Source organism: Ursidibacter arcticus (genome assembly GCF_009761375.1).
GTDB classification, from domain to species: Bacteria; Pseudomonadota; Gammaproteobacteria; order Enterobacterales; family Pasteurellaceae; genus Ursidibacter; species Ursidibacter arcticus.
The window spans coordinates 1-2,612 of record NZ_LEKM01000210.1; the positions used below are offsets into that span (position 1 = coordinate 1).

The 2,612-nt window shown below is 35.6% G+C and carries 2 protein-coding genes; one reads left to right on the top strand and one right to left on the bottom strand.

Going from position 1 to position 2,612, the window contains the following annotated elements; all coding sequences use genetic code 11:
• Window positions 1–58: 58 nt before the first annotated feature.
• Window positions 59–1,609, bottom strand: coding sequence for a phosphoethanolamine transferase (locus A1D25_RS10170; RefSeq protein ID WP_205420609.1), 1,551 nt, complete (start codon window positions 1,607–1,609; stop codon window positions 59–61).
• Between the two features lie 143 nt (window positions 1,610–1,752).
• On the opposite strand from A1D25_RS10170, the gene pyrH reads away from it, so the two are divergent.
• Window positions 1,753–2,466 carry a UMP kinase gene (gene pyrH / locus A1D25_RS10175; protein WP_157395564.1) on the top strand — a complete coding sequence of 238 codons (714 nt, stop codon included), beginning with the start codon at window positions 1,753–1,755 and terminating at the stop codon, window positions 2,464–2,466.
• Window positions 2,467–2,612 lie beyond the last annotated feature (146 nt).

The following is a 2,612-nucleotide window of genomic DNA, read 5'->3' on the forward strand; positions in this document are numbered from 1 at the left end:
GGTTTGTCATCAGTCTGAAAGGTTGGCAATAATGATTTGCCAACCTTTTTTATCATACCTATTTAATTGGAATGACCACTGCAGGATCAATATCTCCTTCAAACTTCTCAATCATTTGTTTTAAGCCATAATCACTTTTATCACTCTCTGGGCTAAATAAATCAATATCAGGATTTACCTTAGGATTAGCAATACCAATCCAGTTGGCTATGCCATCAGTAAAATTTAAGCCAGATTTGAAGGCTTTATAACTTTTACGTTCTGTATCATCACTTGAGATTTTAAAGAGTGGAATATCAAAATGAAGTTTGCTTTTACCACTGCTATTATGAATATCAATACTTTTTTCTGTAATGTGATGAGCAAGCCCGTGATCAGCAAAATAGATCATCGAGAATGAACGCTGGCTTTTTTCAGCATTATCGTTCAAAGTTTGATATAGCTTTTCTAATAAATGATCGGTCTTTTTAATCGTTGAAATATAGCAGTTTACATTGGCATATCGTTTATCAATCATTTCATCGCTGAATATTTTTGGATAATCCGTTAAGCGATCACAACTGATCGGGTGAGAACCATATAGATGCACCACAATAAAGCGTTTACCTTGATGTTCTTGGTTAAGAATAGCCTTAAATTTAGGTAGTAGAGCCAAATCACTAATGTTCTGATTAAAGGAATCCCCTGATTTTAAGAAGATCTTCTCATCACTTTTATTCGCTAATGATGATATTGGCGTGTCAAAAGTACCAAGATAACCTTGGTTAGAGAGCCAATAGGTTTTTATATTTGCAGATTTAATCAAATCAACTAAACCTAATGAATAATTCCCTTCCCATTTTTCGCTATTGGGTTTGGTCAGCATCAATTTGAGTGAGGCGATAGTATTCGTGCCACCTGCTGTTAGCCCATCAATTAAAGTTCCTTTCGCTTTACTCATAAAAGGGGTATTTTCAATCGGGTATCCATAAGCGTGGTGGTAATCTTTTCGAGCACTTTCACCAATCACTAAAATATAATCATCATAGCGAGAATTGGCAGTTAGGTTTGATTTCCCCCATTCGCTGTCAAGGCTCAGTGAGTTTAAGCGTTTAAGCTCGCTATAAACAGTATGAATAGAATCAAAACTCTCACGAATAAAAATTGCAGGCGGCGAAGTTAGAAAAAGTAAAAATAGACTTGTTGTGACAAAAGTTTTATTGCGATGAAAGTTAATTTGATATTTTCGGCTGATGAACCGTCCTAAGAATAAACTGGCAAATATAGTTATACAAATAAGCAGGTTTTTGAGTGGAATTTGGGCAAAAAACTCTTTGCTTTCTTGTAAATCTGTGGCGAATACAGACGCAACATATTGATATGATGGCGAACCAAACGTTAATCCTATCGGGGTGTAAAAGCCGTATAAGATTACTAATGGAAGTAATACCAAATAGAACCGTTTTGTTGATGAGTTTAAAAGTAGTATGAAAAAGCTAAGCAATAACGTTGCGAAGAAATCAAATGTAGTAAAAAAGCCTGAACCCAGTAGCATTAAATAGCTTGTGAAGTAAGCTAATAGAAAAACAGTAATAATACTGAATAGTTGGGAAAATTTTAGGTTTACCATTGTGTCATTTTATATCATAAATCGGAGAGCTGATTTTACCGAAAATGTTTGCGAAGTTCTATTTGCTTTGTCTATTTTATCTAATGGAACAATGTACTATAATAGCCCGATTTTTTCCTACAACTGTTATAAAGAGGTCAAGAATGAGCAATCCAATCTATAAACGAATTTTGTTGAAATTGAGTGGCGAAGCATTGCAAGGTGATGAAGGATTTGGCATTGATCCATCTATTTTAGATAGAATGGCAATTGAGATTAAAGAATTATTAGAAATGGACGTTGAAGTCGGCGTTGTTCTTGGTGGTGGTAATTTATTCCGTGGTGCAAAATTAGCGAAAGCGGGTATGAACCGAGTTGTAGGCGACCATATGGGAATGTTAGCAACCGTAATGAATGGTTTAGCAATGCGTGATGCTTTACATCGTGCAGATGTGAATGCGAAGTTGATGTCTGCATTCCAATTAAATGGTATCTGTGATACATATAACTGGTCTGAAGCAATCAAAATGTTGCGTGAAAAACGTGTAGTTATTTTCTCTGCTGGAACAGGTAGCCCATTCTTTACAACGGATTCAGCTGCTTGTTTGCGTGGTATTGAAATTGAAGCTGATGTGGTATTAAAGGCGACTAAAGTTGATGGTGTTTATGATAAAGATCCTGCTAAAAACCCAGATGCCGTGCTTTATAAAACATTAAGCTATGAGCAAGTTATTGATAAAGAATTACAAGTAATGGATTTAGCTGCTTTCACGCTTGCTCGTGACCACGGAATGCCAATTCGTGTCTTTAATATGGGTAAAGCGGGTGCTTTACGCCAAGTTGTTACAGGTACTGAAGAAGGTACGACAATTTCTTAGTTCTGTATAACAGAGTAGTTTAAAAATACCAGAGCTACCCTAAAAAATTAGACTGATTTAATCCAAGGATTGAGTTCTATATCACACAAGACTCAGTCCTTTTGATTTTGTCAATTAGATAGTAACTCTAATTCTCTTGAATTAGG